This window comes from Micromonospora sp. NPDC005174 (assembly GCF_040608495.1).
Taxonomy (GTDB): Bacteria; Actinomycetota; Actinomycetes; order Mycobacteriales; family Micromonosporaceae; genus Micromonospora.
In genome coordinates, this window is record NZ_JBEXIJ010000001.1 from 147,304 (window position 1) to 172,829 (window position 25,526).

22 protein-coding genes and 1 tRNA gene are annotated in these 25,526 nt (G+C 72.2%); 11 read left to right on the plus strand and 12 right to left on the minus strand.

Annotation, left to right across the window (positions count from 1 at the left end; all coding sequences use genetic code 11):
- Positions 1-6 precede the first annotated feature (6 nt).
- Both rph and rdgB read left to right on the plus strand, forming a co-directional pair.
- Positions 7-732, plus strand: a complete 726-nt coding sequence (gene rph, locus ABZU91_RS00690; protein ID WP_355232843.1) for a ribonuclease PH — start codon at positions 7-9, stop codon at positions 730-732.
- Positions 729-1,346, plus strand: a complete 618-nt coding sequence (gene rdgB, locus ABZU91_RS00695; RefSeq protein WP_355232844.1) for an RdgB/HAM1 family non-canonical purine NTP pyrophosphatase — start codon at positions 729-731, stop codon at positions 1,344-1,346. Before rph ends, rdgB begins: the two co-directional genes overlap by 4 nt.
- Positions 1,347-1,375: 29 nt before the next feature.
- Here the strand turns inward: rdgB and hutH are convergent, their stop codons facing one another.
- From hutH to ABZU91_RS00725, 6 genes are read right to left on the minus strand one after another with little or no spacing between them, the layout of a single operon-like run.
- Entirely contained in the window at positions 1,376-2,914 is a 1,539-nt protein-coding gene (gene hutH / locus ABZU91_RS00700) for a histidine ammonia-lyase (RefSeq protein WP_355232845.1), read from the minus strand.
- Entirely contained in the window at positions 2,911-4,095 is a 1,185-nt protein-coding gene (gene hutI / locus ABZU91_RS00705; RefSeq protein ID WP_355232846.1) for an imidazolonepropionase, read from the minus strand. Before hutI ends, hutH begins: the two co-directional genes overlap by 4 nt.
- The gene (locus ABZU91_RS00710; protein WP_355233077.1) at positions 4,092-5,447 is read right to left on the minus strand and encodes a formimidoylglutamate deiminase; all 1,356 of its coding nucleotides are present in this window, start codon (positions 5,445-5,447) and stop codon (positions 4,092-4,094) included. Before ABZU91_RS00710 ends, hutI begins: the two co-directional genes overlap by 4 nt.
- Entirely contained in the window at positions 5,444-6,646 is a 1,203-nt protein-coding gene (locus tag ABZU91_RS00715; RefSeq protein WP_355232847.1) for an allantoate amidohydrolase, read from the minus strand. The genes ABZU91_RS00710 and ABZU91_RS00715 overlap by 4 nt, the downstream gene beginning before the upstream one ends.
- Entirely contained in the window at positions 6,643-8,301 is a 1,659-nt protein-coding gene (hutU, locus tag ABZU91_RS00720) for a urocanate hydratase (protein WP_355232848.1), read from the minus strand. The genes ABZU91_RS00715 and hutU overlap by 4 nt, the downstream gene beginning before the upstream one ends.
- Before the next feature lie 17 nt (positions 8,302-8,318).
- Complete coding sequence (locus tag ABZU91_RS00725; protein ID WP_355232849.1) at positions 8,319-9,170, minus strand: MurR/RpiR family transcriptional regulator; 852 nt, start codon at positions 9,168-9,170, stop codon at positions 8,319-8,321.
- Between the two features lie 128 nt (positions 9,171-9,298).
- On the opposite strand from ABZU91_RS00725, the gene ABZU91_RS00730 reads away from it, so the two are divergent.
- Complete coding sequence (locus ABZU91_RS00730; RefSeq protein WP_355232850.1) at positions 9,299-11,311, plus strand: trypsin-like peptidase domain-containing protein; 2,013 nt, start codon at positions 9,299-9,301, stop codon at positions 11,309-11,311.
- Positions 11,312-11,332: 21 nt separating this feature from the next.
- Here the strand turns inward: ABZU91_RS00730 and ABZU91_RS00735 are convergent, their stop codons facing one another.
- Positions 11,333-12,160, minus strand: coding sequence for a glycosyltransferase family 2 protein (locus ABZU91_RS00735; RefSeq protein ID WP_355232851.1), 828 nt, complete (start codon positions 12,158-12,160; stop codon positions 11,333-11,335).
- Positions 12,161-12,602: 442 nt separating this feature from the next.
- On the opposite strand from ABZU91_RS00735, the gene ABZU91_RS00740 reads away from it, so the two are divergent.
- The 6 genes from ABZU91_RS00740 (at position 12,603) to ABZU91_RS00765 (ending at position 20,329) form a co-directional block, all read left to right on the plus strand.
- Positions 12,603-14,060 carry a hypothetical protein gene (locus ABZU91_RS00740; RefSeq protein ID WP_355232852.1) on the plus strand — a complete coding sequence of 486 codons (1,458 nt, stop codon included), beginning with the start codon at positions 12,603-12,605 and terminating at the stop codon, positions 14,058-14,060.
- Positions 14,057-14,938 (plus strand): glycosyltransferase, encoded by an 882-nt coding sequence (locus tag ABZU91_RS00745; RefSeq protein ID WP_355232853.1) that lies wholly within the window; start codon positions 14,057-14,059, stop codon positions 14,936-14,938. Before ABZU91_RS00740 ends, ABZU91_RS00745 begins: the two co-directional genes overlap by 4 nt.
- A 46-nt stretch (positions 14,939-14,984) precedes the next feature.
- A complete protein-coding gene (locus ABZU91_RS00750; protein WP_355232854.1) occupies positions 14,985-16,307 on the plus strand; it encodes an oligosaccharide flippase family protein in 1,323 nt (440 codons plus the stop codon).
- Positions 16,297-17,475, plus strand: coding sequence for a polysaccharide pyruvyl transferase family protein (locus ABZU91_RS00755; protein ID WP_355232855.1), 1,179 nt, complete (start codon positions 16,297-16,299; stop codon positions 17,473-17,475). Before ABZU91_RS00750 ends, ABZU91_RS00755 begins: the two co-directional genes overlap by 11 nt.
- Positions 17,472-18,704, plus strand: coding sequence for an endo-1,4-beta-xylanase (locus ABZU91_RS00760; protein WP_355232856.1), 1,233 nt, complete (start codon positions 17,472-17,474; stop codon positions 18,702-18,704). The genes ABZU91_RS00755 and ABZU91_RS00760 overlap by 4 nt, the downstream gene beginning before the upstream one ends.
- Before the next feature lie 170 nt (positions 18,705-18,874).
- Positions 18,875-20,329 (plus strand): sugar transferase, encoded by a 1,455-nt coding sequence (locus tag ABZU91_RS00765; RefSeq protein WP_355233078.1) that lies wholly within the window; start codon positions 18,875-18,877, stop codon positions 20,327-20,329.
- A gap of 69 nt (positions 20,330-20,398) precedes the next feature.
- Here ABZU91_RS00765 and ABZU91_RS00770 read toward each other — a convergent pair whose 3' ends face one another.
- On the minus strand, positions 20,399-21,478 hold the full coding sequence (locus ABZU91_RS00770; RefSeq protein WP_355232857.1) for an LCP family protein: 1,080 nt from the start codon (positions 21,476-21,478) through the stop codon (positions 20,399-20,401).
- A gap of 115 nt (positions 21,479-21,593) precedes the next feature.
- On the opposite strand from ABZU91_RS00770, the gene ABZU91_RS00775 reads away from it, so the two are divergent.
- Entirely contained in the window at positions 21,594-22,412 is an 819-nt protein-coding gene (locus ABZU91_RS00775) for an MOSC N-terminal beta barrel domain-containing protein (RefSeq protein WP_355233079.1), read from the plus strand.
- Positions 22,413-22,508: 96 nt separating this feature from the next.
- Entirely contained in the window at positions 22,509-23,543 is a 1,035-nt protein-coding gene (locus ABZU91_RS00780; protein ID WP_355232858.1) for an expansin EXLX1 family cellulose-binding protein, read from the plus strand.
- A gap of 106 nt (positions 23,544-23,649) precedes the next feature.
- Here ABZU91_RS00780 and ABZU91_RS00785 read toward each other — a convergent pair whose 3' ends face one another.
- The 4 genes from ABZU91_RS00785 to bcp form a co-directional block, all read right to left on the minus strand.
- Positions 23,650-24,177 carry a GNAT family N-acetyltransferase gene (locus tag ABZU91_RS00785; protein ID WP_355232859.1) on the minus strand — a complete coding sequence of 176 codons (528 nt, stop codon included), beginning with the start codon at positions 24,175-24,177 and terminating at the stop codon, positions 23,650-23,652.
- A 69-nt stretch (positions 24,178-24,246) separates the two neighbouring features.
- Positions 24,247-24,320: transfer RNA gene (locus tag ABZU91_RS00790), tRNA-Leu, on the minus strand.
- Positions 24,311-24,907 (minus strand): HNH endonuclease signature motif containing protein, encoded by a 597-nt coding sequence (locus ABZU91_RS00795; protein ID WP_355232860.1) that lies wholly within the window; start codon positions 24,905-24,907, stop codon positions 24,311-24,313. The genes ABZU91_RS00790 and ABZU91_RS00795 overlap by 10 nt, the downstream gene beginning before the upstream one ends.
- Before the next feature lie 31 nt (positions 24,908-24,938).
- Positions 24,939-25,415 (minus strand): thioredoxin-dependent thiol peroxidase, encoded by a 477-nt coding sequence (gene bcp, locus ABZU91_RS00800; protein ID WP_355232861.1) that lies wholly within the window; start codon positions 25,413-25,415, stop codon positions 24,939-24,941.
- Between the last annotated feature and the right edge of the window lie 111 nt (positions 25,416-25,526).

The following is a 25,526-nucleotide window of genomic DNA, read 5'->3' on the forward strand; positions in this document are numbered from 1 at the left end:
GCAGGCATGGCGCGACCTGACGGGCGAGGGCCCTCTCAACTTCGACCGGTGACCCTGACCCGTGGCTGGAGCACCCACCCGGAGGGCTCGGTGCTCGTCGAGTTCGGCGGCACCCGGGTGCTCTGCACGGCGAGCGTCACCGAGGGCGTGCCCCGCTGGCGCAAAGGCTCCGGGCTCGGCTGGGTAACCGCCGAGTACGCGATGCTGCCCCGGGCCACCAACACCCGCTCCGACCGGGAGAGCGTCAAGGGCCGCGTCGGTGGGCGTACCCACGAGATCTCCCGGCTGATCGGTCGCAGCCTGCGGGCCAGCATCGACCTCAAGGCCCTCGGCGAGAACTCGATCGTGCTCGACTGCGACGTGCTCCAGGCCGACGGCGGTACGCGGACCGCCGCGATCACCGGCGCGTACGTCGCGCTGCACGACGCGGTGGGCTGGCTGGCCGCCCGTAAGGCCCTCGCCGGCAAGCCGGAGAAGGTCATGCACCGCTCGGTGGCCGCCGTCAGCGTCGGCATCATCGCCGGGGAGGCCCGACTCGATCTCTGCTACGAGGAGGACGTGGCCGCCGAGGTGGACATGAACGTGGTGTGCACCGGCGCGGGCGACTTCGTCGAGGTGCAGGGCACCGGCGAGGCCGGCGTGTTCGCCCGGGACCAGCTCGACAGCCTGCTCGACCTGGCCGTGGCCGGGTGTGCCGAGTTGGCCGAAGCCCAGCGAAAGGTACTTGCATGAACAAGGTCCTGCTGGCCACGCGGAACCGTAAGAAGCTGGTGGAGCTTCAGCGGATTCTGGACGGCGCGCTCGGCGCGCACCGGATCGCCCTGCTCGGCCTCGACGACGTCGAGGAGTACCCGGAACTACCGGAGACGGGCCTCACCTTCGGCGAGAACGCGCTGATCAAGGCGCGGGAGGGCTGCCGGCGTACCGGGTTGCCGACGATCGCCGACGACTCGGGCATCGCCGTGGACGCGTTGAACGGGATGCCGGGGGTGTTCAGCGCCCGGTGGGCCGGCAAGCACGGCGACGACCAGGCCAACCTCCAGCTCGTGCTGGACCAGATCGCCGACGTGCCGGACGAGCACCGGGCGGCGTCCTTCGTCTGCACGGTGGCGCTGGTGCTGCCCGGCGGCAAGGAGCACCTGGTCGACGGCCGGCAGCCCGGCCGCGTGCTGCGCGCCCCGCGCGGCGACGGCGGGTTCGGCTACGACCCCATCTTCCTCGGTGACGGTCAGGAGCGCACCAACGCCGAGTTGACCCCGACCGAGAAGGACGCGGTCAGCCACCGGGGCAAGGCGCTGCGCGAGCTGGCCAAGCTGGTCGCCAAGGTGCTGCCGCCCGCCGCCTGACCCGCGGCGGACGACAGCGACCGCGCAGGTCAGCCCAGCGGGCCGACCTCCCGTTCGATGGCGGCGCGCAGCTCGGGCCCGGCGACGACGGCGCGAGCCGCCTCCATCACCGGTGCGAGGAACACGTCCGGGCCGGGTGCGCCGGCCGCCTGACCGAGGGCGGCGACGGCGGCCCGGCCGGCCGGCGACGGCACCAGCGGTTCGCGCAGTTGCAGACCGCGTACGCCGGCCAGCAGCTCGACGGCGAGCAGGCTGGTCAGGTTGTCCAGCACGGTGCGCAGCTTCTTGGCCCCCGCCCAGCCCATCGAGACGTGGTCCTCCTGCATGCCGCTGGTGGGCAGCGAGTCCACCGACGCGGGCGCGGCCAGCCGCCGGTTCTCCGCGACGATCCCGGCCGCCGTGTACTGGGCGATCATCAGCCCGGAGTTGACCCCGGCGTCGGGGGAGAGGAACGCCGGCAGCTCCCGTGAGCGGGTGACGTCCAGCAGCCGGTCCACGCGCCGCTCGGCGATCGCACCCACCTCGGCGGCGGCGATGGCGAGGAAGTCGGCGGCGAAGCCCAGCGGTGCGCCGTGGAAGTTCCCGGTCGACTCGACCCGCCCGTCGGGAAGCACAACCGGGTTGTCCACGACGGACACCAGCTCCCGGGCCGCGACCGTGCGGACGAAGTCCAGGGTGTCCCGGGCCGCGCCGGCCACCTGCGGCGCGCAGCGCATCGAGTACGCGTCCTGCACGGCGTGCGCCAGGTCGTCGCGGTGTGAGTCCATCACGCGGGAGTCCTGCAACAGCCGGTGGATGTTCGCCGCGGACGTCGCCTGGCCGGGGTGCGGGCGGATGGTGTGCAACTCGGGCAGGAACGGCCGCTCCGAGCCGAGCATCGCCTCGATGGCGAGCGCGGCGGTCACGTCCGCCATCGCGAAGAGGTGCCCCGCGTCGTGGATCGCCAGCAGCAGCATGCCGAGCATGCCGTCGGTGCCGTTGATCAGCGCCAGCCCTTCCTTGGCGGCCAGCTCGATCGGCTTGAGCCCGTTGGCGGCCAGCACGTCGGCCGCGTCCTGCCGCTCGCCGGTCGGGCCCAGCACCCAGCCCTCGCCGAGCAGCACCAGCGCGCAGTGCGCGAGCGGCGCCAGGTCACCGGACGCGCCCAGCGAACCGTGCTCCGGCACCCACGGGGTGATGTCGTGGTTGAGCAGGTCGACGAGCGCCTCGGCGACCAGCGGCCGGACCCCGGAACGGCCCAGGGCGAGCGAGCGTACGCGCAGCAGCATCATGGCCCGGACCACCTCACGCGGCATCGGGGCGCCCACCCCGGCGGCGTGCGAGCGGATCAGCGCGTGTTGCAGCTCGGCCCGCCGCTCCGGGGCGACGAAGGTGTTCGCCAGGGCCCCGAATCCGGTCGACACGCCGTACACCGGTCGTCCGTCGGCTTCGATGCCGTCCACGATCGCGCGGCTGGTCGCCATCGCGTCCCGGGCGGCCGGGTCGAGGACGACCGTGGCGGTGCCACGGGCCACCGCGAGCACGTCCTCGGCGGTGATCCCGGTGGGCTGGATGGTCACGTGCGTCATTGCGGTACTCCGTTGCGTATTACCTGGCGGATCAGGGGGACACCGGGCCGGTAGGCCAGGTGCAGGTACGAGGGGGCATCCAGGACGACCAGGTCGGCCCGCGCGCCGGGAGTGAGCACGCCGACGTCGTCGCGGCGCAGCGCCCGCGCGCCACCGGCGGTGGCGGCCCAGACCGCCTCCGCCGGGGTCATCCGCATCTCGCGGACCGCGAGGGCGATGCAGAAGGGCATCGACGAGGTGTACGACGATCCGGGGTTGCAGTCCGTCGCCAGCGCCACTGTCACACCGGCGTCGAGCAGCCGGCGTGCGTCGGGGTACGGCGAGCGGGTGGAGAACTCGGCGCCCGGCAGCAGGGTGGCGACGGTGCGGGTCCCGAACCCGTCGCTGTGGGCCGTGCCGGCCAGCGCGTCGACGTCGGCGTCGCTGAGGTAGGTGCAGTGGTCCACGCTGGCCGCGCCCAGTTCGACCCCGAGCCGCACGCCGGGCCCGGGGCCGAGCTGGTTGGCGTGCAGCCGTACGCCCAGGCCGACGGCCTGCCCGCAGGCGAGGATGGCGCGGGCGTGGTCGACGTCGAAGGCGCCCCGCTCGCAGAACACGTCGATCCACTTGGCGTGCGGCGCGGCGGCGGCCAGCATCGGCCCGCAGACCAGCCCGACGTAGTCGTCCGGCCGGTCGGCGTACTCGGCGGGGACGACGTGCGCGCCCAGGAAGGTGGTCTCACTGCTGGACTCGGCGGCGATCCGCAGCGAGCGGGCCTCGTCGGCGACGCTCAGCCCGTACCCACTCTTGATCTCCATGGTCGTGGTGCCCTGGCGCAGCGCCTCCCCGCGCAGCCGGCGCACGTTGGCCCGCAGCTCGCCGTCGGTGGCGGCCCGGGTCGCGCCGACGGTGGTCCGGATGCCGCCGCCGGTGTACGGCTCGCCGGCCATCCGGGCGGCGAACTCGGCGGCCCGGTCCCCGGCGAAGACCAGGTGGGCGTGGCTGTCCACGAAGCCGGGCAGCACGGCGGCCCCGCCGACGTCGATCCGTCGGTCGGCGGCCGGCGCGTACGCGGACGGCCCGACCCAGGCCACCTGGCCCTCCTCGACGAGGACGGCGGCCGTGCGGCGGATGCCCAGCGGGTCCGCGCCGATGCCGTTGGTGACCAGCTCCCCGATGTTGTCGACCAGCAGGGTGCTCATGAGGGAATCACCGCCTCGATCGACGCCGACAGCTCGGTCGGTACGTCCACGCTCAGGTGCCGGCCCTCGGCCACCACCACCCGGCCGTCCACCACGACCTGGTCGACGTCGGCCGCGCCGGCCGCGAAGAACGCCCCCACCGGTGGCACTCCGGCGGTACGGGCGCTGTCGAGCCGAACCGTCACCAGGTCGGCGCGGGCGCCGACGGCGATGCGTCCGGCGTCGGCCCAGCCCAGCGCGGCGTGCCCGGTGGCGGTGGCGGCGTTGAGCAGGTCGACAGGGGTGAAGTGGCCGCGGCGACGGGTGCGCAGCCGTTCGTCCAGCTCCACGGCGCGGGCCTCCTCGAACAGGTCGATCAGGGCGTGGCTGTCGCTGCCCAGGCTCAGCCGGATTCCCGCGTCGGCCATCCGACGGGCCGGGCCGATACCGTCGGCGAGGTCCCGCTCGGTGGTGGGGCAGAGGCACACGCCGGTCCGGCTGTCGGCGAGCAGGGTCAGGTCCGCGCCGGTGGGGTGGGTGGCGTGCACGGCTGTGGTGTCCGGCCCGAGTACGCCGTGCTCGGCGAGCAGCGCGGTGGGCGTACGCCCGTGCACGGCCCGGCACTCGTCGTTCTCGGCGGGCTGTTCGGAGAGGTGCACGTGCAGCGGGGCCTGCCGGTCGCGGGCCCAGTCGGCGACCGTCCGGAGCTGGTCGGCGGGGACCGCCCGTACCGAGTGCACGGCCGCGCCGACCCGCACGTGGGAGTCCGTCGGCGCGAACGCCCCTGCTCGCTGTGCCCAGCGGGCCGCGTCGCCGTCACCGAAGCGCCGCTGCGGGCCGGCGAGCGGCCGACCGTCCACCGTGGAGGTCAGATAGCAGGTGTCCAGCAGGGTGAGCCGGACACCGGCGTGCGCGGCGGCCTCGACCAGCGCCGCGCCCATCGCGTTCGGGTCGTCGTACGCGCCGCCGTCGGGCCGGTGGTGCAGGTAGTGGAACTCGCCCACGCAGGTGATCCCCGCGAGCGCCATCTCGGCGTAGACCGCCCGGGCCAGCGCCAGGTAGGTGTCCGGGTCCAGCCGGTCCGCGACGGCGTACATCCGGTCCCGCCAGGAGAAGAAGTCACCCCGCCCACCGTGGGTACGCCCGCGCAGGGCCCGGTGGAAGGCGTGCGAGTGCACGTTGGCCAGGCCCGGCACCGTCAGGCCGGGCAGCGGCACGGCGTCGGTGTACACGTCGACTCCGGCCCTCGGCCCCCCGGCGGGGGCCAACGCGGTCACACCGGTGATCCGGCCGCCATCGGTCTCGATGAGCACCTCGGGAGTGGGCTCGGCGAGGTTGGGCAGCCAGGCGTACTCGGCCAGCCAGCGGGTCAGCGGCATGTCAGCTCCTCGAGCACCCGGGCCAGCGCGCGCACCCCGGCGGCGCAGTCGTCGTCGCTCGCGGCCTCGGCGGGGGAGTGCGACACGCCGGTCGGGTTCCGCACGAACACCATCGCCGTGGGCAGGTGCGCCGCGAGCACCCCGGCGTCGTGCCCCGCCCCGGTGGGCAGCACCGGCGCGTCCAGCAGCGTCGCCAGCCGCTGGGCCAGGTCGCCGTCGAAGGCGACCAGCGGGGTCACCGACTCCTCGGTGACCGTCACCTCCGTACCGTCGCGGCGGGCCCGCTCGGCGAGCTTGGCCCGGACCGCGTCGACCAGCCCGGTCAGCGTCTCCGGGTCGGCGGCGCGGGCGTCCAGCCAGCCGGTCACCTTCGACGGAATGGCGTTGGTGGCGTTGGGCTCCACGGCGACCCGCCCCACGGTGGCGTGCGCGCCGCGCAGCCGGGCCTCCTTGTTGGCGGCCAGCACCGTGAACGCGTAGGTCAGCATCGGGTCGCGGCGGTCCTCCATCCGCGTCGTACCTGCGTGGTTGCCCTCACCGACCACGTCGAAGCGCCAGCGGCCGTGCGGCCAGATCGCGCTGGCCACCCCGACCGGCGCGTCCGCGTCGACGAGCGCGCGGCCCTGCTCGACGTGCAGCTCCACGAAGGCCCCGAAGCGGCCCAGCAGCTCCGGGCGGGCGCCCGCCGGCCGCCCGCCGAGCGCGTCGGCGAAGCTCACCCCGGCCGCGTCGCGCAGGCCGGCAGCGCGGTCGGCCGTCAGCGCGCCGGTGAGCAGCCGCGACCCCAGGCAGGGTACGCCGAAGCGCGCGCCCTCCTCCTCCACGAATGCGGCCACCACCAGCGGCCGGACCGGGGTGGCGCCGGCGGCGCGCAGCTCGTCCACGGCGAGGAACGCGCTGACGATGCCGAGCGGACCGTCGTACGCCCCGCCGTGCGGCACCGAGTCGAAGTGACTGCCGGTCAGCACCGCGTCGGCGCCCTCCGGGTCACCCCAGTGGGCGAACAGGTTGCCGTTGCCGTCCTCGCTGACCGGCAGGCCGCGACGGTCGGCCTGCCCGTGGAACCAGGCCCGCAACTGGTGTTCCGGCTCGGTCAACGCGTACCGCAGGTAGCCGCCGCTGTCAGCGTCCCGCCCGACCGGCGCGATCTCGTCCCACAACGCCCGGAACCGGCCGGGCAGGTCGTCGCTCACGCGTTATCACCCTCGGTCATGGGAACCCGGACGCCGGTGCGCTCGGCAACCTCGCGGGCGCTGTCGTAGCCGGCGTCGACGTGCCGGATGACGCCCATCGCCGGGTCGTTGGTGAGCACCCGCTCGATCTTCTGTCCCGCCAGGGCGGTGCCGTCGGCCACGCAGACCTGCCCGGCGTGGATCGACCGGCCGATGCCGACGCCGCCGCCGTGGTGGATGGACACCCAGGACGCGCCGCTGGCGGTGTTGACCAGCGCGTTCAGCAGCGGCCAGTCCGCGATGGCGTCGGAGCCGTCGGCCATTCCCTCGGTCTCCCGGTACGGGCTCGCGACGCTGCCGGTGTCCAGGTGGTCCCGCCCGATCACCACCGGAGCGGCGAGCTCACCGGAGGCGACCATGTCGTTGAACCGCACGCCCGCCCGGTCCCGCTCGCCCTGGCCGAGCCAGCAGATCCGGGCCGGCAGGCCCTGGAACGCGACCCGCTCGCCGGCCAGCTTGATCCAGCGGGCCAGGGACTCGTTCTCCGGGAACAGGTCCAGGATGGCCCGATCGGTGGCGGTGATGTCGGCCGGGTCGCCGGAGAGCGCCGCCCACCGGAACGGGCCCCGGCCCTCGCAGAACAGCGGCCGGATGTACGCGGGCACGAAGCCCGGGAAGTCGAACGCCCGCTGGTAGCCGCCCAGCTGCGCCTCGCCCCGGATCGAGTTGCCGTAGTCGAAGACCTCGGCCCCGGCGTCGAGGAACCCGACCATCGCCTCGACGTGCCGTGCCATCGACGCGCGGGCCCGGTCGGTGAACTCGGCCGGCTTCGCGGCGGCGTAGTCCCGGGCGTCGGCCAGGTCCATCCCCACCGGCAGGTACGCCAGGGGATCGTGCGCGCTGGTCTGGTCGGTCACGATGTCGATCTCGACGCCCCGACCGAGCAGCTCCGGAAAGACCTCGGCGGCGTTGCCGACCACGCCGACGCTCAACGCGCGCCGGTCCCGCTTCGCCGCGCGGACCCGTGCGACGGCGTCGTCCAGCGAGTCGGCCACCTCGTCCAGGTAGCGGTCGTGCACCCGGCGGTCCAGGCGGGTCCGGTCTACGTCCACGATCAGGCAGACGCCGTCGTTCATCGTGACCGCGAGGGGCTGCGCGCCACCCATTCCACCGCACCCGGCGGTGAGCGTCAGCGTCCCGGCCAGGGTTCCGCCGAACCTCTTGGCGGCCACGGCGGCGAACGTCTCGTAGGTGCCCTGGAGGATGCCCTGCGTGCCGATGTAGATCCACGAACCGGCGGTCATCTGCCCGTACATGGTCAGGCCGAGCTGTTCGAGGCGACGGAACTCCGGCCAGGTCGCCCAGTCACCCACCAGGTTCGAGTTCGCCAGCAGCACCCGGGGCGCCCACTCGTGCGTGCGCAGCACCCCGACCGGGCGGCCGGACTGCACCAGCATCGTCTCGTCCGCGCGCAGGTCGGTCAGCGTACGCACCAACGCGTGGTACGACGGCCAGTCCCGCGCCGCCTTGCCGGTCCCGCCGTAGACAACCAGGTCGTCGGGGCGTTCGGCCACCTCCGGGTCGAGGTTGTTCATCAGCATCCGCAGGGCGGCCTCCTGCTGCCACCCGCGGGTGGTGAGCTGGCTGCCCCGTGCGGCACGGATGGGCTGGGTCATCTCTGCTTCTCCTCCGGTCATCCGAGGAACAACTGTCGGCGGGCCGCGGAGGCTTCGAACGCCTCCAGGCGGCGCTGGGTGTCGGTCGGCGCGGCGTCGCAGATGGCCTGCAACAGGACCATCGCCAGGGTCATCGGGGCCGTGTGCAGGTCGAAGACGAGTTGCGCGCCGACGGCGGCCGGCAGCACCACGTCGGCGTGTTCGGTGGCCGGGCTGACCGGGGAGTCGGTGATCGCCACGACGGTCAGTCCGGCGGCCCGCGCCTCGCCCAGGGCGTCCAGGGTCTCCCGGGGGTAGCGGGGCAGCACGAAGGCGAGCACGGCCGACGCCCCGGACTCGGCGGCCTGCTCCAGACGGTCGGTGAGCAGGCTGCCGCCGTCGTTGAGCACCCGCACGTCCGGGTGGACCTTGGCGGCGAAGTAGGCGAAGTACGCGGCCAGTGGCGCGGCGGCACGCAGGCCCAGCACCGGCAGCGGTCGGCTGGCCGCGAGCAGCCGACCGGTCTCGGCGATCCGCTCGGTGTCGGCGAGTTGACCCGCCAGCCGCTCCAGGTTGCCCATCTCGGCGCGTACCGCCTGCTGGAGCTCGTTGGAGGCGTCCGCCGGACCGCCCGGCGTGGTGGTGGTCAGGTCCCGCAGTCGGCGGCGCAGCGCCGGGTAGCCGTCGTGGCCAAGCGCGACGGCGAACCGGGTGACCGAGGGCTGACTGACCCCGGCCAGCTCGGCGACCTCCGCGGCGGACAGGTACGCCACCGTCGGTGCGTGCTGCACGAGACAGTGCGCGATCCGGCGTTGGGTCGGGGTGAGCCGTACCCCGTCGAACAGGTCGAGCACCTGCTCGGCCGTCGCCTGGAGCACCGGGTCATTCATGCCGCGACTCTATGCATGAAAACTTTCAGAGGGCAACCACCTGGGGCGGCTTCCCCCTTCACACCGGAGGCGAGCGGCCTGGCGCGCTCTCGGTAGTATCCGCACGGCGGTCGAGCGGAGGAGTGCGGATGCAGCCGGAAGGCCCCTACAGGTTCACCCACGTACTGGGCTCAAGCCAGGTGGGGAAGGCGTGGGCGGCCATCGACGGGCAGGGCCGGCTGGTGACGGTGGCTGTCCTGGACGCCGCCGTGGCGGCCACGCCCGCCTGGCGGGAGGCGTTCTCCGCCACCGCCAACGCGCTGGCACAGACGCAGGGCGGTCAGACGTTCGCCTACGCCGACTTCGGTGCCGCCGCGCCCTGGGTCGCCTACCCGGCCGAGGCGGGGCCGGGCGCAGAGAAGCTCTTCCGTGCGCTGGGTGTGGACTACCAGCCGGTCCCGGAGGTGGCCGGACCGAACACGCCGCCGGCCACCGGCCCCGCGAACCCTCCCGTGCCCCAGCAGGCCGGTCCGCCCCAGCCGGTCTCCGGGGTGCCGCAGCCCGTTTCCGGGCCGCCGCAGCCGGTCTCCGGGGTGCCGCAGTCCGTCTCGGGTGTGCCGCAGGTGTCCGGGCCGCCCCAGTCCGTCTCGGGTGTGCCGCAGGTGTCCGCGCCGCCGTACGCGCCATGGGCCATGCACGGCGGTCCCGTCCCCGTGCAGCCGGTCTCCGCCGCACCGCACCCGGTCTCCGGCGCCGGCTCGGAGGCGTCCACCGTGGACCCCGTGCTCCCGGACGCCGACCGGTCGTCGCCCGGTGACCCGTTCACGGCCCCGGTCCGCAGGATCAAGCCGTCACCGCCACCGCCGCGCCGTACCGGCCTGTGGGTTGGTATCGGCGCCGCCGCCCTGGCGGTGGCCCTCGCCGCCGGCGCCACCGTCTGGGCGGTCACCGGCGACGAGGAACCGAGCGTTCCGCAGACCCTGCCCACGGCGTCCGGCGCGTTCCCCAGCGCCCCGGCGATCAACCCCGGACTCAAGCCGTGGGCGCAGGCGGCGCCGTACAGCCCCGAGGAACGCGCCCTCGCCATCGCCGGGCCGTCCCTGGTGTTCGTCGAGGCCGTCTTCACCGGGACCCTGCGGGAAGCGAAGTCGAATGTGCCGTTGAGCGTGACGCCTGTCACTTTCAAGCGACGGTGCAGCGGCTTCGTGGTCAATCCGGACGGCCACATCGTCACCAACGGCCAGTGCGTACGCCCGGCGGTCGACGCGGCCCGGGAGCGTGCCCTCTACACGCTCGGCCGCATCCTGATCGAGCAGAAGAAACTGACCACACCCCAGTTGGACGGTTACGTCCAGAGCAAGCTGAACAGCACGGTGTTCACCGGGGCCGAACCTGGCTCGGAACCCACCAGCCAGGTGTTCGGCCAGTTCAACGTCGCCAGGGGCGACCTCACCGCCAGCCCGGCGATCCCGGGCCAGGTCGTGCGGGTCCTGGAGCCCGATGCCGGCAACCTCGCCCTGGTCAAGCTGACCCAACCCAGCCTCCCGGCCGTGGAGTTGGCCGAGGGTGGCGCGCCCGCACCCGGCGCCGCACTGCTCGTGCTCGGCTACCGCACCACGGACGCGGACTTCCGGGCCGCGACCTACACCGTGGAGAGCAAGCCCGCCCAGGTCGCCGGCACGGCCAACCAGGGCTCGGTCGCCGTCTCCCGCCTCAACGACGACGTCGGCATCTACTCCGCCGGCGGGGTCGCCCTGGACACCGCCGGTCGAGTGGTCGGCGTGCTGGACACCGACCGGGCCGCCAGTGGTGGGGCCAACCGTGCGCTGGTACCGGTGTCGGTGGTCACCGGACTGCTCGGCGCGGGCGGCACCAGCAGCAGCCGCGCGGACACCGACCGGGTGTACCGGGAAGGGCTGGACGAGTTCTTCGCGGGCCGCAACGACGACGCCATCGCCAGCTTCGACCGCGTCGTGGAGGCGTCGCCGGTCAACGTCCTGGCGCAGGCGTACCGGCAGAACGCCATCGACCGCGCCCGGCTCGCCGACGAGTCGGACGGCATGCCCAGGCTCCTGGTGGCCTCGCTCGCGGCCCTCGGCGGTCTGCTGCTGGTCGGGCTCGTCGTGCTGGTGGTGGTGTTCCGCCGCCGCCCCCGGTACTGACCGGGCCCGGCAGGAAGGCGCTCAGCGCGTGGAGTTGTCCCGCCCCCATCCGTCGCGTGGATGGCGACGGGCCCGCAGGGCGGCGGCGACGGTGATCCCCACGTAGAGCGTGGCCGCCGGAGCCAGCCACGGTCGGGGCAGAACCACGTCGCGGAGCCAGGAGGACGGGACCGACGCTCGAACCCCGTCGTGGGTGGCCCGCAACATCGTGTTGCCGGCACGCACCCGCGCCAGGGTGCGGAGCAGGTCCCGCGTACGGCGAGGCGCCTGTACATAGGAGGTGGCGTCACCGACCTCCCGCTTCTCGCTCGACGAGAACTGCGAATCCAGGAAGAGATCGTCGGCGATCTGCTCCGGGAATTGGCTGAAGCGCCGGCGACCGGCCTCCGAGATGCCGATGGCGCCGCGCCCGAACAACGCGTCAGCGAAGATCGGCAATCTGGTGTTGATGGCGTAGTACGCGTGCACCGCCACCGGACGGCCGCTGGTCACCATCTTCCGACGGGGCATGACCGCCAATGGAGGAGAGTCGCCCTCGGTCAGCGTCTCGGCCATCCGGCGCAGCGCCCCCGGGCTCAGCACGACGTCGGCGTCGAGGTAGACCCGGGGGAAACCGCGCGCCGCCGCGTCACCCACGTTGAGCGCGTTCGCCTTTCCCGCCTCGGGCACCTCGATGACCCGTACCCCCGGCCGCTGGGCGGCGATCCGTGCCGTGTCGTCCGTGCAGCCGTTGGCCACCACCACGATGTCCAGGTCGTTCGGGCCGGCGTCGGCGAGCAGCGCGTCGAGGCAACCACCGATGACCCTCGCCTCGTTGTGGGCGGCCATCACCACGGAGATCAACGACACGTCACACCGTCCACAGTCGAAGAAGCCGGTCGGATCCTGCCGGCAGTCGGTCGTGCACGTCGTGCCGAAACAGCCGGCTGACGCACGGCGGTCAAGCTTGCCGGAGGCGACGTCGCCCGTGCAAGACGGGCCGAAAAAGGGGTCGAATAAGTGAATCGGAAATGTCCACCCAACCCGGTTGGGAGTCGGGTTCGACGGCTCTGTCGGGCGGGCGACCGGGGCCCCGGAGAAACGCCCGGCGCTGGTATCGTCCTCGTGATTCTGAGGCCGGGCGGCGGTTGAGCACAGTGGATGTCTTTTCCCGACATTCGGCTCAGTCTCCGCCTATCGGCAGTTGCCGCCGGCCCCTGATCGACGGTCGGACGGCACGGCCGCAGCGGCGGCGCGCACACGACGCCTGCCGACGTCCACGGCGGACACTGATAGAGGAGAGACACCCGCGATGGGAATCTTGACCACTCCGGCCTCGGGAACACGGCCGGAGGTGGGGCACCGGGACGGGCCTACGCCCCGCCACGAGCAGATCGCCGGCTACCTGGCCGTCGGCGCCCTGGCCCTCGTCGCGGTGAAGCCGCTGCTCGACATCGGTGAAAAGAAGTCCAGCGGCGGGATCGACCTGGGCGTGGTGCTCACCGCTGTCGGGGCCGCCCTGATGATCGGCGCGTACGGGCTCGTCGCCCTGGGTGCCCGTCGGTTGCCGCCCAGGCCGTTGCTGCTGGTGGCGGGTGCGCTGGCGCTGCTCCTGGTCAGCTCGGCGGTCAGCTTCCTCCTCGTGGGTGCCCGCAGCGATTTGCTGGACCTCTTCGACGTGCGGCGTTACCCGATCTACGGCGCCCACCTGGAGCCTCGCTCGGCGATCCCCGCCGAAGCGTTGCGCCTGGTCGTCGGTTTCGCCCCGATCGCGCTGCTCGGCCTGATGCTGATGCGGCGGTCGCTCATCTCCACACGGCGACTCGTCCTGGTCACCGGCGTGATCCTGCTGGGCGCGATAGTCCACTGTGTCCTGGCGTGGCTCCAGGTCGCCGGGGTCATCCCCTACTCGTTCTACTTCGAGCTGGCGAACTGGCAGAAGATCGGGCGCGCCTCCGGGGGCTACTACCACCCGATGTCGCTCGGTCGGCTGCTCATCTTCGCGGTCTTCCTGATCTACGTCCTGGGAGATCGCCTCCGGGTGTCGGCCGCCGTGCGGTACGGGCTCATCGGGCTCTTCGTCGCCACCGGTGCCGTGTCCCTGCACCGCTTCACGATCCTCTGCCTGATCGTCATCGTGGCCGCCTTCGAGGCGCGGCGGGTCCGTGGCCTGATCGCGTCCCGTCGCGCCGGTGGCCGGGTCGACCGCCGGTCGGCGCTCCTGGTCGGCGGCGGGATCGTCGCGGTAGCGGCCGTTGCCGGCGGTCTCTGGGGCGGAGCCATCTGGGAGCGGGTGCGGGTCGCCCTCACCGAGGTGGGGTCGCTCGACGTCCGCTCCGACACCTTCATGCACGGGCGCGGCGCGATCTGGAACGACGTGGCCGACATCCTGGGTCGCTCCTCGGCGGACGTGTGGCTGTTCGGCTTCGGCTACGAGCCGTGGGACATGCACAACGACCTCATCCGGGTCATGATCATCTGGGGGATCACCGGGATCGTCCTGGTCGGCGCGATCCTCCTGGGGCTCTACCGGCTGGCACGTGCGCAGCTCGGCCCGTCCGGTCGACTGCCCCTGCTGGTGCTCTTCGCGACGCTCCTCATCTTCGGGCTCACCCAGAAGCCCCTGGCGTACCCGTACTTCCTCTGGCTCTTCTTCCTCGGCATGCTGGCGGTGCTCGCCGTCGACGCGGAGACCGACGACGGCGTCCGGACGGAGGCGTCGGTGCGGTCCGACGACAGCGGGTCGGTGGCGGCGGGCGGGCCGACGTGACGAACCCCTCGGTCCCCGCGTCCGTTCGGGCGGAGCACCCCCACCTGCCCCGACAGGCCGACCGGGTCGAGGTGGACGCACCCACCGCACCGGTCGTCCGACCCACCTTCACCGTCTGCATCGTCGTACGGGACCGGGCCGCCCTGCTCGTCAACGCGGTCCGCAGCGTGTTGGCCAACACCTACCAGGATTTCGAACTCGTCATCGTCGACGACGGGTCGCAGGTCCCGGTCGGGCAGGTGATCGCCGAGGCCGGTCTCGCCACGGACCGCCGGATCAGGGTGGTGGGCCAACCTCCGACCGGCATCGCCGAGGCCCGCAACCGCGGGCTGCGCGCCGCCGTCGGCCGGTACCTGACCGTGCTCGACTCCGACGACGAACTCACCGAGGACGCGTTGGCCCGGCTGCACCAGTTGCTCACCACCACCGGGCGGAGCTGGGCGTACGCCGACTACACCGAGATCAGCCACGGCAGTGACCGACCCATCCGGCTGCCCGAGTACGCCTCGACGGAACGCATGCTGCTGGGCGTCCTGACCCGTCCGCGCCTGCCGTTCAAACACTCCGGCACGACGATCGACAGGCAGGTGCTGCACACCATCGGTGGGTACGACGAGACCTTCCGACTCTTCGAGGACATCGAGCTGGTGCTGCGGGCGCTGCGTTCCGGTGTGCAGCCCTGCCATCTGGCCCACCCGATCGTGCGGTTCCAGCGCCACGACGGCAACGTCACGCGGGGTCGCCTCGGTGGTTTGGTCTTCTGGTTCCGACTGATCGACATGTACCGACCGTGGCGGTTTCCCGGCGTGGGTCTGAGCATGAAGACGCTGCGGACGTTGAGCGAGACGGGCAAGTGGCTTGTCACCCGCATCCGTTGACCTCGACCCCGGCAGCCCGGTGCCCGCGACAGCGTCGCGCGGGCGGGTGACGCGGGTCCTGATCCACCTCGGCATGCTGGGCCTGAGCCAGGTCGGCGTCACCGTCGCGGCCTTCGCCACCCAGATCCTGCTGGCCCGCAGCCTCCCGCAGGCGGCGTTCGGCACCCTGACCGCCGCCCTCGCGGTGGTGTCACTGACCGCGCCGTTGGCCGTCTTCGGTGTCTCCGAACTGTGGTTGCAGCGGTTCGGGCAGGAGGGGGAGCGGGCGTACCGCTGGGTGGGCCCCTCGCTGCGCCTGGTGCTGATCACCTGCCTGTTGATCGTCGCCGGCACGCTGGCGTGGGCCGCCGCCGAGATGCGCGATCCGGCCGAGGGTGGGGTGCGTGCCCTGCTGGCGAGTGTGGTCGTCGCGCAGGCCGGCCTCGCGCTCGTCGCATCGGTGCAGCAACTGCGCGGCGCGTACGGCGGGCTGTCGACGTTGCAGGCCGCGCCACACCTGGGCCGGGTGCTGGTGGTGCTCGCCGTGTGGCTGTTCGGGCTCTCGGTGGTGGCGGCGGCCGCGGGTTACGCGGTGGTCGCCCTGCTGACCGTGGTGGCCTGCGCTGTCGTCATGCGGCCCTTCGTCCGGGGTGAGATGCCGCTGGAGGGGCACACGACCACCGGGGAGCCGTCCGGCCCGGCGGTGCCGGTGACCGCTGTCGCCCAGGCCGCCACCCCGTTCGTGCTGGGCAACGTGTTCTACCTGATCGGCATGTACCTGGGCACGGTGACCGTGGCCGAGGTACGTGGTCCCGAGGCGGCCGCGGTGCTGTCCGTGCCGATGTCCGTGCTGACCGCCGTCTACCTCGTACCCCGGGTGGCCTTCCAGCAGTACTTCCTGGCCAAGCTGCACCGGTGGTCGCAGACCGACCGGGACGCGATCCTGCTGGCGTACCGCTTCGGCGGCAGCGGGATGTTCGCGTTGGGCGCGGTCATCGCGGTGCTGGTGGTGCTCTTCGCCCTGCCGGGGCTGCCGTTCCTGCTCGGTCCGGAATACCGGGAGTCCGCCACCGTCCTGGCCGTGCTCGCCCTGGCGATTCCGTTCCGGTTCGCCGGTGCGGCGGTGGCCTCGCTGCTCACCAGCGGCGGCCTGCTCCGCCGCAAGGTCGTCTACCAGGGGGTGGGCGCTCTGGTGTTCGTGGTGGCCCTGGCCGTCGCCACGCCACTCTGGGGCATCATGGGTGCGGCGGCGGCGACCGTCGCGGCGGAGATCGTCCTCTGTGTTCTGTTCTGGATCGCGGTCCGCCGACGGGTCGTCGGCGACGCTAATCTGCCGTCGTGGCACGATCTGCGCCAGCGTCTGACAAAGGGGGCCCCGCGTGCGTCCTGAACCGAGTGCGGCGGCTCGGCGTCCCCTCGTGGTCGGGTACTACGGCATGGAGAACGTCGGGGACAACGCCTTCTGTGTCGTCCTGGACTGGGCGACCCGCACCTACTGGGGTGCCACCCATCCGGTCTTCGCGGCCCCACCGATGGTCGACCTGCCGGCCGCGAGCGTGGGCCTGAGCCCCCGGTGGTACCGCGGTCACGGGGCCACGATCCGGGCCGGGGTCCTGCTGAGCAAGGCGGCTCTGCTGAGTCGCTCCTCCATGCTGCTCTTCGGTGGTGGCTCGGTCTTTCGGGACATGGGCCCGCTGAGCGAGAAGAAGTTGTTCGCCCTCTTCAGCCGATTCTCCGGGCACCCGATGGCGGCCGTCGGCGTCTCGATCGGCCCGTTCCTGTCCGCCGCCGCGGAACGCCGCCTGGTCGAGGTGCTGAAGCGGATCGACGTCATCGGGGTCCGTGACGCGGCGTCGGAGGAGGTTCTGCGCCGCGTGGGCTATCCGGGCCTGCTCATCCCGGCGGGCGACCTCGCCGGCCTCCTGCCCGAGGCGCTCGGAGAGCCGATCCCCCCACGCCGGCCCCGGCCGACGCCGGGCGCCCGGGCCCGCCTCGGGGTGACCCTGCTCGGCGTGGACTACGAGGCCGCCGCTCCGGACGTGCGGCGGCGCGAGGACGCCCTGATCGAGGGCGTACGGGCGCTGGTGCTCAAGGAACCGGTGGACGTCACCGTCTTCGTCTTCAACACCCACCCCGAGCACGGCGACGAGCAGGTCAGCGAGCGGCTCCGCGCGGCGGTGGCCGGCACCTGCGACGTGCGGGTGGTGACGGCGCGGGACGGCGTACGGGCCTGTTGGGACGAGATGAAACGGTGTGACCTCGGGTTGCACATGCGGTTGCACGGAGCGGTCTTCGCCTACCTGGCCGGCGTGCCCTTCGCCCTGGTGCCGTACCAGCAGAAGTGCGACGACTTCCTCGACGACATCGACCAGCCCGCGTCGCTGCGGCTCGGTCGGGTTCCCGAGGATCCCGCCGAGGTGACGCGTGTGCTGGCCGGCATGCTCACCGACGACGCGGTTCCCGGCCTCACCCGCGAGGAGTTCGCCGAGCGGGCACGCTGGAACTTCACCCAGGCGCCGTGGGCGCTCCGCGCCGCAGCGGACCCGTCCGCAGGGTGACCGAGCAGGTGTTCATGCAGGAGCGCGAGCCGGCCACACCGCCGCCGGCCGCGCCCCGGCAGCCTGTCGTGACACCGGTGACCGTCCCGTCGGCGCCACCGCGCCGGGTGGTGCTGCCCGTGGCGCTCGCGCTCGTGGTCGTCGCGCTCCTGACCACCGGACTCGCGGTGGCGTACGGGACCGAGCGCAGGTCTCGGAACACCGCCGCCCCCGCCGTCCCGACCGTTCCGGTGCCCACGGTGTCCCGCCCGCCGTCCCTGCGTGACCTGATGCCGTCGACGATCCGGGTCGGCTCGGCCGCCGACGGCCGCTGGATGAGCCTGGACGCCGAGTACGGCGAACTGCTCGGCTCGGAGTTCAGCGCGATCACGCCCGAGAACGCCATGAAGTGGGGCAACCTCGAGCCGTCGCCGAACGTGTACGTCTGGGCCGGCGCGGACCAGTTGGTCGACTTCGCCGAGCAACGCGACCAGGCGGTCTACGGCCACACCCTGCTGGGACGGACCGACGTGCCGAAGTGGGTGGATCCGAAGTGGTCGGCGGATCAGCTCCGGACGGTGCTGCGGGACCACGTGACCGCCGTGGTGTCCCGCTACCGTGGGCGGGTCTGGGCCTGGGACGTGGTCAACGAGGCGCTCGACGAGGACGGCTCGCTGCGCGACACGCTGTGGCTGCGCAAACTCGGCCCGGGCTTTGTGGCCGAGGTGTTCCGGTGGGCGCACGCGGCCGACCCCGGCGCACGACTGTTCATCAACGACTACGGCGTCGAGGGCCGTACCCGCAAGGCCGACGCCCTCCTCGACCTGGTACGTGAGCTGCGCCGTGCCGGTGTGCCCGTGGACGGCGTCGGGTTCCAGAGCCATCTGCGCTGGGATGAGCAGCCCCGGGACATGGTGGGCAACCTGCGGCGGTTCGCGCAGTTGGGCGTCTCGGTGGCGATCACCGAACTCGACGTACGCATCGCCCTGCCCGAGACCGCCGCCAAGCGGGAACGCCAGGCGGCGCTCTACCGGCAGGTGCTCCGGGCCTGCCTGGCCGTGCCCGCCTGCGTCTCGTTCACCGTCTGGGGCTTCACCGACGGCCGGAGCTGGATTCCGGGATACCACGCCGGCTACGGTGCGGCTTGCATCTTCGACGCGGCCCTGGCTCCTAAACCGGCCCATGCCGCCCTCATCGACGAACTCCGCCGGGTTCCATCCCCCACCGGAGCCGGCCCCGGCCCGGGCTGAGCCCATCTGTTCGCTGACCCCGAAAGACGCAGAGCCCCCGGACGTTGACGACATGCGTCGGTGAAAGGAAGAACGTGTCCGCGCAGACCCAGTTCCTCACGGCTGTCACCTCTCAAGAGGCACCGAGCTACGACCCCGACCTCGGGGTGATCACGCCCCCCTCCAACGGCATGGCCCGGACCGTGTTCGCGCGCCCCGCGCCCCGCGCCAACTGGCGTCGGCGGTACGTGGCCTGGCTGGTGCTGCTCGACGTACTCGCCGCTCTGGCCGCCAGCCGGACGGTGGTCGCCCTGCTCGACGAGGCCGATGCCGGCTTCTGGGACCAGCGGGTCCTGGGCAACATCAGCTCGTTCGCCCTGGTGGTGAACGTCGGGGTGCCGCTGGGATGGCTGATCCTGCTCGTCGCCGCCGGAGCGTACGACCGGCGGGCGCTCGGGCTGGGCACCGAGGAGCTGAAGCGGGTGGCCCGGGCCAACCTCGCGATGGCGGCCACGGTGTCCTTCCTGGCCCTCGGATTCAAGAAGGACCTGTCCCGGGCGACGGTCGCGGCCATCATCATCTGCCTGCTGCTGTACACACTGGTGGCGCGATTCGTCGCCCGAGTGGTGCTGCGTCGGATTCGGCGTACCGGGCGCGCCGCACACAAGGTGCTGTTGGTCGGTCGGCTCTCCGACGCGCTCGCCCTGCACGAGGTGGTGACCCGCAACTACGGCGCCGGGCTGCACCCGGTCGCCATCCACCTGCCTCGTCACCCGAGCCCGGGCTCGCGGGTGACGGCCCCGGTGCCCGTCTACGTGGGCTGGGACCTGGTGCCGCTGGTCCAGCAGCTCGGAGCGGACACCATCGCGGTCTGCGGTCCCGCCAGCCTGGAGTCGTACGAGCTGCGCAAGCTGGCCTGGCAACTGGAGGGCACCGGCCTGAACCTCGTGGTGGTCCCGCAGGTCACCGACGTCACCGGTCCCCGTATCCACGTCCGGCCGATCGAGGGCCTGCCGCTGCTCAACGTGGACGAGCCGACCATCTCGGGCCTGTCGCTGCTGGCCAAGAACGTGCTCGACCGGGTCACCGCCCTGATCGGCCTGGTCGTCCTGAGCCCGGTGCTGCTCGCCATCGCCGTTGCCATCAGGGCCAGTGGCCCGGGGCCGGTCATGTTCCGCCAGACCCGGATCGGCCACGAGGGCCGGGCGTTCAAGGTCTGGAAGTTCCGGACCATGTACATCGACGCGGAGGAGCGGCTGGCGGCCCTGCGCGAGCGGAACGAGAGCGACGGACTTCTCTTCAAGATCAAAGATGATCCTCGGGTCACCCCGATCGGCCGGCACCTGCGGGCGCTCTCACTGGACGAGCTGCCCCAACTGATCAACGTGCTGCGGGGGCAGATGTCGCTTGTCGGCCCGCGCCCACTGCCCACCGAGGACGACGACTACCGCGGTGACGTGCGCCGACGGCTGCTGGTCCGGCCGGGCATCACCGGGCTCTGGCAGATCTCCGGTCGCTCCGACCTGACCTGGGACGACGCGGTCCGCCTCGACCTGCACTACGTGGACAACTGGTCGCTCGTGTACGACCTGGCCATCCTCTGGAAGACGGTAAGCGTCGTGTTGGCCCGCCGGGGCGCGTACTGATCCGCCCCCACCCGCCTACGGCGACGGGCGGCGGCCTCGCGGCCACCGCCCGTCGTCCCACCTCTGCGGCTACTTCTTGCTGCCGAGGCTGACGATCTCGCCGACGGAGTCCCGCCGGACCGCGTCGTAGAACGTCTTCACCCGCGCCTTGTCGGCGAACACCACGCTCTCCGAGCCGACCTGGCCGGTGCCCTTGGTGGGACTGGTCAGGAACGTCATGTTGCCGCCCCGGACCCCACGCAGTTGCGTCGCCATGTCCAGCAGGGACAGGTCCTTGTCCACCGAGACGGAGTTCGAGGTGGCCTTGAGGAAGTCGTTGAGCTTGACGGGGTTGGTGATGATGCCACCGGACGACGCCTTGTCGATGATCGCGCGAATCACCTGCTGCTGGTGGCGGATCCGGGCGAAATCACCGTCCGCGAACTGCTTACGCTGACGTGAGTAGTCCAGGGCGGTCTCGCCGTCCATCCGCTGCACACCCTGCTTGAACGTACGGAACGGCTCGTGGATCGAGGTGAAGGTCTTCTCGGAGTCGATGTCGATGCCACCCAGCGCGTCGATGATCTCCTTGAAACCCGCGAAGTCGATCACAGCCACGTGGTCCACCCGGACACCGCTGAACGACTCCACGGTCTGCACCATGAGCGGAATCCCGCCCCACGCGTAGGCCGCGTTGACCTTCGCGTCCCGCCCGCCGTGGTTGCCGTCCTTCGACTTGGGCACCGGCACCCAGGTGTCCCGCGGAATCGAGATCAGCTGTGCGCTCGACCGGTCCTTCGGCAGGTGGGCCAGGATGATCGTGTCGGTGCGCGACCCGCTCGTCCGCTCCGGGTCACGCGAGTCGCTGCCCAGGATCATGATGTTCGTGGCGCCCGTGACGACCGGCTGGGGCCGCGACTCCTCCGGCACACCGTCGAAGGCATCGACCCGTTCGATGTCCGACTCGACCGACCGCAGGTAGAGCCCGCCGGCCACCACACCACCGGCACCCAGCACCACCAGCGCCAGCAGGCTGATCAGGAGGATCCGACCCCACCGGCGACGGCGCCGCGGAACATCCGGCGTTGGTTCCTCGGTGGACTCCACAGAGGCGGCGGCACCGATCGTCGGCTCCGCCCCGGGCCCCGAGGTCTGTTCACGATGTGGCATGGGCGCGATGCTACTGAAGCCGGTTCCGCGCCGGGTACCCTCGTGCGGCCGTGTCCGTTCCGCGCCGACCACCGGTACCCCGGCGACGGCATCGGCGTGCCATGGTAACCAGGTGCTGCGGCTGACCTCGATTCACACGTACCCCGTCAAGGGTTGTCACCGGCTCGACCACGACGACGCGTTCGTGCAGCCGTGGGGCCTGGCCGGCGACCGACGCTGGATGGTGGTGGACGCCGACGGCGTCGGCGTCACCCAGCGCGAGACGACCCGCCTCGTCGGTCTGCGGGCCACCGTGCGACCGGGCGGCCTGGTGCTGCGCGCCGACGGGCTGCCCGACCTCGACGTGCCGGAGCCGGCAGGCGGCGACCCGGTGCCGGTACGGACCTTCCGCAGCCGGACGACCTCCGTCCCCGCGCTGCCCGCCGGCCCGGCCGCCGACGCCTGGCTCCGCGCGCTCCTGGACCGAACCGTCCGCCTCGTCTGGTTGGCCAGCCCGACCCGGCACCTGGCCGCCGCCACGCGCGAGTACGACACCGGCGACCAGGTCAGCTTCGCCGACGCCTACCCGCTGCTGCTGACCAGCACCGCCTCCCTCGACGCCCTCAACGGCTGGCTCGCCGACGCCGGAGAGGAGCCGGTGCCGATGACGCGCTTCCGGCCCAACCTCGTCGTCGACGGCGCGCCGCCCTGGGCCGAGGACGGCTGGGCGGGCCGGTCGCTGCGCGTCGGCGACGTGCGGCTGCGCGCCGCCGGGCCGTGCGACCGCTGCGTGGTCACCACCACCGACCAGGAGACCGGGGTACGCGCGAAGGAGCCCCTGCGCACGCTCGGCCGCTACCGCAACATCGGTCAGAAGCTCCTGTTCGGACTGAACGTGGTGCCCGTCGACGGTGGCCCGTTGCGCGTCGGCGACCCGGTCGTCGTCGAACCCTGACCGGCCGACGGTACCGCCGTCACCGTCCGTCGATGCAGTCTTAGCTTTCGCTTAGCCGGCTTGTCCGCCGCACACCGGTCCGGCAGCATCGCCGACGTGACCGACGGAAGCGCTCCCGGCGGCGTCGACAGTCCCGCCGTCGCCGTCAAGGACGTCGACATCGAACTCGACCTGGAGCGTGCGCCGGACGACCGGCCCGCCTCCTCCTCCGGCCCGGTGCCCTGGCTGGTCGCCACCGGCGTCACCGTGCTCGCGGCGGCGCTCGGGCTCACCCTGGCCCTCCGATCCGGCTCCACACCCGCCTGCGCCGCCGGGCGGACGCTCGCCGCCGCGCCGCCCACCGGCACCGCCAACCACAGCGGCAAGGCGACCTTCTACGACTCGAAAGGCGCCGGCGGCAACTGCTCGAACCCGGCCGCGCCAGCCAACCGGCTCTACGTCGCGCTCGGCCCCACGGAGTACGCCGCGGCCGCCGCCTGCGGCGGTTTCCTCGACGTCACCGGCCCGAAGGGCACCGTCCGTGTCCTCATCATGGACCAGTGCCCCGAGTGCGAACCGGGACACCTCGACCTGTCCCGGGAAGCGTTCGCCCGCATCGCCGACCCGGTACAGGGCCTCGTCCAGGTCACCTACCGCGCGGTGGTCGACCCCCCACTTCCCGGCCCGCTGACCTTCCGGATCAAGGAGGGCGCGTCGCAGTTCTGGTTCGCCGTCCGAATCGGCAACCACGGCAACCCCCTGCGCGCCGTCGAGGTGCGCCAGGGCACCAGCGGCCCCTGGCGCGCCACGGCTCGGCAGGACTACAACTACTGGCTGCTGGCCTCCGGAGCAGGCCCCGGCCCGTACAGCGTGCGGGTCACCGACGTGTACGACCATCGGGTCACCGTGTCCGGCATCCGGATGACACCGGGCCAGGTGCAGACGAGTGTGGTGCGGATGTACGAGCGTGGCGTCGTCGCCACCACCAAGCGTCCGCCCGCGACGGCCCGGCCGCCAGCCGCACGACCCGGCGGTACGCCGACACCGGCCGGCCGGCCCGCCAAGGTGGCCGTGGCGAGCGCGCCGGCCACCCCGGCCGCCGACGGGCCCTCCACCCGACCCGCCGGGGCGACCGCGCGCTGGTGCGGCTGAATCGTTCGCGGTGGCCGACTCGGCCCGGTGGCGGCCCGGCCTGCTGAGGGCTCGGCCTGCTGGCGGCCTGGCCTGCTGGCGTTTCGGCCTGGTCGCTACTGGTCCCTCAGTCGGTCGGGGTCAGGTCGAGCCACATGAGGATCTCGTCGCGGTCGTCGTCCGGTGCCACGCGCAGCGCGCCCGGCAGTCGACCGATCTCCCGGTATCCGAGGCGGCGGTAGAACCCGTCCAGCCCCAACCCGTCGCGCACCGTCACGTGCAGCGCCTCGTGGCCCATCGTGCGGCCCAGTCGGGCGGCCTCGCGCATCAGCGCCGACCCGTAGCCCGCGCCCTGGACGTCGGGGTGGACCATCACCCGCTTCAACACACACCAGTGCGCCTTGAGGGGGAACCGGTTGTCGGCGAAGACCAGCACGGCGGCGAGCCGATCGCCGTCGTACCCGATCAGGAGGCGGTCCGGCCCGTCGGCGATGCCCGCGAACGTCGGGTCGGCGATCGTACGGACATCGGCAGCGGTCACCGGAGGGACGAAGCCGACCGCGCCGCCGGCGTTGCTGGCGTCCACCCAGAGGGCGACGATCTCGGCGCGCAGCCGCGGGGTCAGCTCGGGATCCAGGACGAAACGCAGAGTCACGCGCCCATCCTGACGGCTCGGTCGGGCTCGTGGCCTGCGACCGTGACGCGTTCGACAGCCGATCTGTTGTGGGGCCGACGGGATTCGAACCCGCACTGGTGCGGACCTAAACCGCATGCCTCCTGCCGTTGGGCTACGGCCCCTTGAAACTGAACTCCACCAGCGTCCACGGCCATTCCGGTCGACGAGGTAGTCGCCGGCCTATCCGGAAACCCGTTGGAGTGACCGCCTCAGGATCGTAGACCACCTCGGGCGCAATGGGTGCAGCCCGTCGTTGCCCAGCGTACGTGGAGGTCTGGCTGTGGCAGTTCGGGCACAGCAGCCGCAGGTTGCAGGGCCGGTTGTCGAGGAAGTCACCGTTGATGTGATCGACGTGCAACGTCAGCGGTCGACCCTGCCACGTTGATCCTGTCCCACAAGCCTCGCAGCTTTCCGGGAGACCGATTGTCGCCAGGGCGCGCTTGAGCCGAAATCCAGGAATTCGACGAGAGCCCTCAGGCAGCACGACCATCAGTTCATTGGGGGACAACCGGCGCCACCGTCTGCCCCGGTTGTGCGCCTGCCCAGTGAAGTGCGACGTGTCGATGCCGAACTTCTTGAGCTGTCGGCTGATGTGCGCGTGCGAGCCGCCGCTGACGCGTACCCCGAGCAGCCGCATCACCTCGGTGATGTTGTGGGCTACGGCGGCGGCCTCGGCGAGCAACTCCGGTGTGTATTTGTACCGAACCATTCACGCACGGTAGTGCTGGTGTCCGACAGTCTCAGTCGAACCCGAGGTCGCGGCGGAGTTTGGCGACGTGCCCGGTGGCCTTGACGTTGTAGAGCGCCCGTTCGATCTTGCCGTCGGCGTCGATGACGAACGTCGAGCGGATCACGCCGGTCACGGTCCTGCCGTACGACTGCTTCTCGCCGTACGCGCCGTAGGCGGTGAGCACCGTCTTGTCCACGTCCGACACCAGCGGGAAGGTGATGGCGTCGCGGTCGCGGAACTTCGCCAGCTTCTCCGGCTTGTCGGGGGAGATGCCGATGACCTCGTAGCCGGCCGCCTGGAGCGAGGCGAGCGAGTCGCGGAAGTCGCACGCCTGCTTGGTGCAGCCGGGGGTCATCGCGGCCGGGTAGGCGTACAGGACCACTTTGCGGCCCCGCAGGTCGGCGAGGGAGATCTGGTCGCCGGTGTCGGTGGGCAGGGTCCACTCGGGCGCGGGGTCACCGGGGGAGAGACGATCGGGCGCGGTCATGGCCCCGACCCTACCGTCGCGCCGGTAGGTGCCGGGGTCGGCGGCGCACCCGCCGCGTCCGGCAAAGGTGATCAAGGCCATCCGTTGTTGCCAGAGTCTGGCAACAACAAG